Source organism: Pseudomonadota bacterium, assembly GCA_010028905.1.
In the GTDB taxonomy this organism is placed as follows: domain Bacteria; phylum Vulcanimicrobiota; class Xenobia; order RGZZ01; family RGZZ01; genus RGZZ01.
The window spans coordinates 1-7,620 of record RGZZ01000238.1 but is presented as its reverse complement, the minus strand read 5'-3'; the positions used below and the strand labels follow the sequence as shown (position 1 = coordinate 7,620).

Here is a 7,620-nt window from a genome sequence, read left to right as displayed (position 1 = left end):
CATGCCGAGCAGGTCGCCGGGGCGTTGAGGATGCGCAGCAGTGCATCGTGGCTCATCATCGGAGCGCTCCCTTCGTGCAGGGGACTGCTGCCTCCTGGCTGCGCGGTCGCGAGCGACGCATCACGTCAGCAACGTCACGAATCGCAGGCTCTCCTCGACGAACCCGAGGCGGTGGGCCAGCGACCACACGCGCTGGTTGTCGGTGCTCACATCGGCGGTGAGGTAGCGCACCCCCTGCTCCTGCAGCGCTTCGATGGCCTGCAAGGCAAGCGCGGCGCCCACCGACCGACCCCAGTAGGCGGGCAGCACGGACAGGTCGTTGATGTAGGCCTGCCAGCGCCCATCGGGCATCTGGGCCTGCAGCGGCTCGATGAGGATGGAGCCGGCGAGCGACCCGTCCGCCACGGAGGCCACCCAGGCACGCAGCGTGCTCTCGTGGTCGAAGTCAAGCCGAGCATACGAGTCGAAGAAGCGTTCCTGTATGGCAGCGAGCTCGCTCTCCCGGCGCTGGTGGAACATCATGGTGACGCACTCGCTGGCCAGCAGCATGAGGAACAGCCGATCGGAGTACTCCGCAGGTCGCACCTCGGTCGAGCGGGTGCTGCGCTCCAGCACGCGGCGCAGGGAAGACGCATCGCGCGACGCGTTCTGCGGGGCCTTTGCGCCGAACCTGTCGAGATCGAGCACGATGCGCTTGCACTCGGCCAGCATGCCTGCCGCGACGTAGATGGCGCACTGCTCGGGCTCGTCGACCGGCACGTTGGCGCACAGCACCTCGGCTCCGCGCGCGCGGGCTCGCGCAACGGCCATCTCCACCAGCTCCGGCCCGGTCAGCCACGAGGGGAACTCGACGCGGCTCTCCGGGCGGCGTGTCGATCCTTCGACCTGACCGTGCGACAGCACGGCAAACGACGTGATCTCATCGTGCTCGGTCTCGATGAGCACCTCGATCTGCGGGTTCTCGAGCACGGCATCGAAGCGCTCGGAGAGCGCCGCCATCCAGTGCTCGCGAACCTGGTCTGGAGTGAACCCACGCGCGGCGCAGAGCGCCCATGTCCGGCGCGCCAGGGCACGGGCCAGCGGATCCGCGTGCGCGGCCGTGGCCACGAGCCGCTGGCGCGCGCTAGATGTACGATGTGCCAATGTTGATCCGCTTGTCATTGGTCATGAGGGCGGGGTTCTGGCTCAGGGTGCTCGAGATGCGTCCCACGTTGGTGAAGTACTCCTTCGCGGTGCCGTTGAAGGCGCCCCCCTTGAGCGCGTTGTCGGCCTTGTTCCCGACGAACGGGGCCGATCCCTGACGCAGGAACATCAGTGTCTTGTCCTTGCCCCAGCGCTTCGTGGCGTCGGTCATGACCTTCGCCGCCGCCTTCAGGCTTGCGTCGTTGTCGCGGCCGTTCAGGACGTTCTTGAGCGTTCCGCCGTTCTTGCCGTACAGCTGGTCGATCATGTCGCCGTTGATGTTGAGCGCGCTGAAGTTCTTCGACTTCGCGTCGCCGTCTTTCTTGTTGTCGCGCTCGCCGACGCTCATGTGCTGGGTCTCCTGCATGGCCACCGACATCACCATCTTCTTCGTCTCTGCGTCGGCCCCCGCCTGATCGAGCCCCTGCATCAGCGACTGCTTGTTCTGGGACAGGCTCGATCCGAAGCTGCTGATGTTGCTGATCGATCTCCCGTCCTTCACCGAGTTCCAGAGCGCGCTGCCGCCGCTTGCGCCCCCTTCGAGGGGACGCACGTCCGGCGCGCGCTGCGCGCCGTTGCTGCTCTCCATGCCCGCCTGTCCGCTCTGCGCCGGAGGGGCGTAGTTGCGGTGCATGGCGGCTGCGAGACCTTCACCCGACTGGCGCTCGGAGCGTTGGCCACCTTGGCGCGCTTCCGAGGAGAGGGAGACGTGATCGCGGCCCTGGCCGTGACCTCCCCCGGTGAAGGGCCCACCGAAGAAGAATCCTGCGAACGCGCCCGCCGGGGCTCCCGTGGCCCCGCCCGCGCGCCCCTCCGCGCCTCCGCGGTTCGCGCCGTGGCCCCAGAGGCCAGCGAACACGAAGCCGCCTCGCCTGCCTCCGCCAATCGAACCGCTCCCGTGTGAAACGCCGCCTCCACCCGCCACCGGACCGATCTGCTCGCTCATGGCCGCGTCCTTCCTTCCTTCAAGCTCCTCGCATCGCCAAGGGTGGCGCTGCTTGTCTTCTCTCGTCCCGTTGATGCAACGTTAGCAGGGCCCAGACGATAGATCGAGCACGTAAAGGGGCGAGTTCACGCGAAAAGTTTGACAATCGTTGCGGAAACGTTAACGATTGCGTGTGCCGCTGCGCGATCTTTTATCGCTGCGGGGGGGCGGCCACGGCGTCGCCAAGGGCGAGATCGCCGAAGAGAGGGCCCATCGACCGCACACGCTCTGCATCGCAGGCGCCTCCGAGCGCGGGGCCGCCCTGGCGCTCGAGGGCCTCGAACGCGCGCGCCAGCGCGGCATAGGCATCGCGCTCGTACTGCTGCGCCTGGGCCTGCGGATCGGTTGCGGGAGTCTGACCGTCGCGCACGCTGCGCGCCAGATCGATGAGGTGGATGGGCCAGGTCAGCACGTCGGAGACACGGAAGGCGTTCACCCGCCGCCAGAAGGTCACGTCGCCGGCAAGACCTGGGCCGTATGCGTCTCTGAAGGCCTTCTCGCTCGCCTGAGAGAGGTTCGCGAGTGCGAGGAACCAGCCCACATCGTAGGCCGGATCGTCGATGCCGCAGCGCTCCCAGTCGAGCAGGCGCACCTCACCGCGGTGCAGCACCATGTTGAACTCGCGCAGATCGCCCTGGCAGAGCGCGCGGGGCACGTACCCCTTCCACTGCTCGTTCTCGTTCTCAGCCAGATCGAACAGCCAGCCCACGAGCAGCCCGACGTGGGTGGAGAGCGCGTCGTCTCCCAGATTGGCCTGCTGACGGGCTTCCAGCCAGGCACCATACTGGAAGACCAGATCGGTGACATAGCCACGCAGGTCGGTGTAGGCCTGATCCGCCAGCTCCGGCAGGTCGCGCAGCAGTGCGTCGATGGGGGTTGTGTGAACAGTCAGGCAGGCGCGCGCGACAGCCCGCGCGATCTCGGGGGTGATGGCCCCCTCGGTGAGATGCTCGCCTTCGAGGAACTCCATCACGATGCACGGCGCCACCCGGATCTCGGGGCGAAGGTCGAGCAGGTACGGGTCAGGGGCGATTCCGTTCTGCCGAAGGGCGCGCATGACGTGATACTCTCGCACCAGCGGATGGGCATTGCAGTCGAGGCGGCGCTTCAGAACGACGTGTCGGTCGCCGTCATGCAGGTGATAGACGTTGTTCTCGAGTCCGCGGGCCAGGGTCTTGACGATGGTCGCGTTCGGGTCGCGCCCGAACAGGGGAACGCTCTCGCGCCAGTAGGTCAGCACGGCGTCTTCGTCGACCGAACGAATGCCATCGAGGTAGAAGCCTGCCATGGGGACCCCGCGCAGGAGGTTCTGGAACTCGCCGGCGCCGCTCACCGAACCCACCACCGAAGCACCGGCCGGCAGCGCCGTATCGGCCCCCAGCAGACTTTCGCGCACGATGCTCCCCGCGCCCACGCGAACGCCGCTGTCGAGGACGCTGCCCGTGATCTCGGCGCGGCTCTCGATGTCGCTCTGCCGCGCCACCACGCTTCGCGCAACGGTGGCGTCGGCGGCGATGGCGGCTTCAGGCGAGATGGGGGTGGCGATCTTGAGCAGCGTCTCGTCGTGTGACGCGGCCTCGAGCGCCGCGCGGTTGGCTTCCATCACCTCCAGCGTGCTGCTGGCCGGCCACCACGTGCCGCGCAGCGCGCGACCGTGGCACGCCACGCCGTCAGAGGCCAGCTGGCGCGCGAGACCGGAGAGCGGGGCGAGAAGCTCGGTGAGGGGCAGGCGTGACGCCAGCTCCGGCTCGATGACGGCCAGGTTGCGCGGGGCCCAGAACTCGCGTGGGCGGCTCGGCGCGGTGCCGCCCAGCACGTTCTCGAGCGTGGCGCTGCCCAGCGCGTCGGTTCGGCGCAGCTTGTCGACCTCGAGGATGGCGCCGTGCTCATCCATGCGGCACGCCGGGATGAAGGGCCAGGTAAGGCCCCCCGGGTCGAGGCGCGTCAGCGCGAACGTCGCCTGCGAGGCGTTCTGCTCATGGAAGGCGAGCAGGCCCTCGAGGTCGGGCGCGACAAGGGCGCACGGCTTGATGAGGTACACGCGGGTCGGCGCGAGGGGCGTGAGCAGGGGCGCCAGGGTGGCACCCGCCGAGATGCGGTCGCGACGCGCGTCGACGTGTTGCATGGGAATGGCGACGGGCGTTGTTGCGGCGAGTGATTCGAGCCACAGCTCCGGCGTGTCGTCGAGCAGGAACAGGTGGCTGCACCCGACGCGCTCGAGCCATTCGAGCGTGCTGGCCAGGAGCGGTCGACCGAGGAAGGGGGCGTCCCAGGTGGAGCGCCCGTATCCGATGGGACGGAGGTCCGCGGTGAGGCCCTCGGAGAGGATGGCGATGTGCGTCATAGGTCGGTGTTCCTCTGCTCGGGCGGGGCGGGGCGTGAGGGCCGTGCGGGCGCGTGGGCGTCGATGATGCGCCGTGCCGCTGCGGCGCAGTCATCCGGGAGCATCACGTAGGCTCGGGTCACTTCGCGGCTCAGGGCTCGCACCGCCTGCGTCTGCGCCACCGCCGAGATCTCTTCCCAGCCGTCTGGCGCTTCGGTGAGCACGCGGATGACGGGCGTGCCCGGACGCGCGGTGTAGAAGTCGTAGGCTGTGTCCGACGGTCGGTCGACGTGCATGTAGTAGCGCGTGCGCGCGCCGTAGTGGCGTGACACCTCGGCTTCGATCTCGGCAATGACCTCCGGGTCGTCAGAGAGCAGGGGAAGGGCTTTGAAGGGGCGTCGATCGATGAAGCGATGGGCAAGGTCGGCCAGCGTCTCATCGCTGTCGCTGCGCCAGAGCTTGATGGCGTGGAAGAGGTCGGTGTCATCGAGTCCGAGATAGGCGTCGAGCCAGGCCTCGGTGTTCGAGGCCGCCATCTCGAACATGAAGCGCAGGTTGCGGGGGAGCTCGATGGCCTGCTTCTCTCCGAACACCTCGCGGGCGCGCTGCAGCACCGATTTGAGCAGCACCTCACAGGCCCGGGTGGTCTTGTGGAAGTAGACCTGCCAGTACATCGAGTGGCGCGAGAACAGGTATTCCTCGGCGGCGTGCATGCCCTTGGCCGTGATGGCGAGGATGTGTCGCTCCGGGGCGGCGCGATCGGGGATGGGCGTCAGCGTGAAGATGATTCTGTCGACGTCGAAGAGCCCGTAGCGAACGCCGGTGTAGTGCGAGTCGCGCAGCAGGTAGTCCATGCGGTCGACGTCCATCTGGCTCGAGATCAGCTCGGAGAGGAACGGCAGGCCCGCGGTGCCCCGCATGACGTTCAGGAGCAGATCGACATCGACCCCTCTGCCCTCGAGCATGGGGCGAAGCCGCTCCCCGACGATGCGCATGCCGATGGCCTCGTGATGCACGTTCGAGAACACGTTCTCCAGCGCGTGCGAGAACGGGCCGTGTCCTACGTCGTGCAGCAGCGCGGCAAGCGTTCCCACGAGCGCCAGATCGTCAGAGATGGCGGCGGCGCCGGTGACCCGCCAGTGCGTGAGGATGCGATGCATCAGCCACATCGCGCCGATGGAGTGCTGGAAGCGCGAGTGCTCTGCCCCGTAGTAGACCAGATGGCACATGCCGAGCTGGTGTATGCGACGCAGCCGCTGGAAGTACGGGGAGTCGATCACATCGAGAACAGCCGGAGAGGCGACCGAGATGTTCCCGTACACCGGGTCGCGGAACACCCGCTCGAGCCCCGCGTAGCCCGCGCTGTTGTGTACCGCTCGGAAGGCGGGCGCGCCATCTCTTGTGAAGGTTTCCATCGGCTCTGGCTTCGGCCTGGGAGGGTTCGGTTCCTCGCTCTGTGCATTCAGACGGGTCAGGGAGAGAGGTCGAGGAAGCGCCGGATCTCCTCGTAGCGCCCATCCTGTCCGGCCACCACCGACAGGGTGAAGACGCGCTCCGCCTCGAGCGGGCGGCGGATGCCCCCCCGCACCGTGATCTCTCCCGTCTGCAACGCCCTTCGCTCCGCGCCCACGCTCAGCACCACGCAGCGATGCCCGTCGCGGGCGATCACGTCCGCCAGGCTGGGGTGCGCCTCTCCATCGAGGCGGTCATCGATGACCACCAGGTCGAAGTAGCACTCCTGCGAGAGACGCCTCGCTACGTGGGGCGCCGCCGTGAAGAAGACGTGCGCCCCCCGGGACGCCAGCGACTGGGCGAGCGCGGCCGTGGAGAGCTCGTCGAGATCGATGAGCAGCACGCTGCTGGCGCGCCGCGGGGTGGCGTTGGCGCTTCTCCACACCGTGGATCAGGCGCCCGGGCGCTCCTTCAGCTTCACCACCGGCTGCACGTGCTTCGGGCGATCCGGGTTCACGCCGTTCTTGATGCCCAGGTAGAACCCGAACAGCTGCCCGATGGGGGCAGACAGGCAGAGGCGCGCCAGCTCTGATCGCTCGGTGCCCAGCTCGAAGACGAACTCGGTGCCCATCTTGGTTTTGTTCTCGGCCTCGCCGCAGATGATCATGCGAGGGCCGCGCATCACCGCAATCTCGCGGATCATCTCTTCTTCCGCCTTGCGCAGGGCGTCTGAGGTGTAGGCCACGATGAGCGTGTGCGGCATCACCGATGACTGAGCGCCGTGTCGGAACTCGAGGAGCGGCATGTAGTCAGAAGACTGGTTCGCCATCTCGCGCACGAGCAGGGCGCTCGCGGCGGCAAGCCCATAGAACGGGCCGCTTCCCAGGAACGTGATGTGCTGGGGCTTGAGCGCCACCGCCTTCTGGATCTCGGCCTGATGCTTCTTCAGGTCGAACGTGTCGGGCAGGGCTGCGAGCTCGGCCAGCATCGCCTCGTTTGCCGTGAGCCACGAGGCCAGCACCTGCAGCGTGAGCAGCATCGCGGTGTGCGATCGGGTGGCGATGACGCCCTCTTCGTGTGCCCCGGGGAGGGCGATGGACACGTCGCCCAGGGGGGCGAGCTCGCTCTCGTCGCGGCAGGCGATGGTAAGGGCCTTCAGTCGTGGATCGATGGCCTTCAGCTTCTCGACGGCCCACAGGGTCTCTGAGGTCGCCCCTGACCGGGACAGGCCCACCAGGAGGGTCTTGATGCGCACGTCATACGGGGGGCGGGCGGCGTACAGCACCTCAGACGCGGGGAGCGCCACCGCGTTCAGGCCGCTGGCGTGGAACACGCGCGCGGCGGAGAGCGCCGCGTGCCACGACGAGCCGCAGCCGACGAGCACGATCTGCCCGAACTTCTCACCGCGCAGCCATGGTTCGAGCTCGGCCCGTCGGCCGTTGAGCACCTCGAACACGTGTCTCCAGGCCTGCGCCTGCTCCATGATGTCGTTGAACGTGCTGGTCCCGGGCTTTGAGAGCACCGTGCGGTCCTCCTTGGTCGCGATGGGTGCGGAGAGCGCGCGCTCCGCACGCGCGGGGGGTTCCCTCTGTCAGGGTGGGTCTCCTGCCCTTCTCGCGGGTGGGGAGGCGGGAGGGAGCGTACAGAGGAAATCTTTGTCGCGCAACAGAAGTGAAAG

Annotated in this window: 6 protein-coding genes; all 6 read right to left on the bottom strand. The window is 67.8% G+C overall.

Features of this window, described 5'->3' with window-relative positions; genetic code table 11:
- Window positions 1-120: 120 nt before the first annotated feature.
- Window positions 121-1,107, bottom strand: a complete 987-nt coding sequence (locus tag EB084_15400) for a GNAT family N-acetyltransferase (protein ID NDD29643.1) — start codon at window positions 1,105-1,107, stop codon at window positions 121-123.
- Window positions 1,108-1,123: 16 nt separating this feature from the next.
- A complete protein-coding gene (locus EB084_15395; protein ID NDD29642.1) occupies window positions 1,124-2,128 on the bottom strand; it encodes a hypothetical protein in 1,005 nt (334 codons plus the stop codon).
- A gap of 190 nt (window positions 2,129-2,318) precedes the next feature.
- Window positions 2,319-4,511: a hypothetical protein gene (locus EB084_15390; GenBank protein NDD29641.1), complete on the bottom strand. Its 2,193-nt coding sequence runs from the start codon at window positions 4,509-4,511 to the stop codon at window positions 2,319-2,321.
- Window positions 4,508-5,905: an HD domain-containing protein gene (locus EB084_15385; protein NDD29640.1), complete on the bottom strand. Its 1,398-nt coding sequence runs from the start codon at window positions 5,903-5,905 to the stop codon at window positions 4,508-4,510. The genes EB084_15390 and EB084_15385 overlap by 4 nt, the downstream gene beginning before the upstream one ends.
- 56 nt (window positions 5,906-5,961) lie before the next feature.
- Window positions 5,962-6,387 (bottom strand): hypothetical protein, encoded by a 426-nt coding sequence (locus EB084_15380; GenBank protein NDD29639.1) that lies wholly within the window; start codon window positions 6,385-6,387, stop codon window positions 5,962-5,964.
- Window positions 6,388-6,393: 6 nt separating this feature from the next.
- On the bottom strand, window positions 6,394-7,464 hold the full coding sequence (locus tag EB084_15375; protein ID NDD29638.1) for an SIS domain-containing protein: 1,071 nt from the start codon (window positions 7,462-7,464) through the stop codon (window positions 6,394-6,396).
- Window positions 7,465-7,620: the final 156 nt, after the last annotated feature.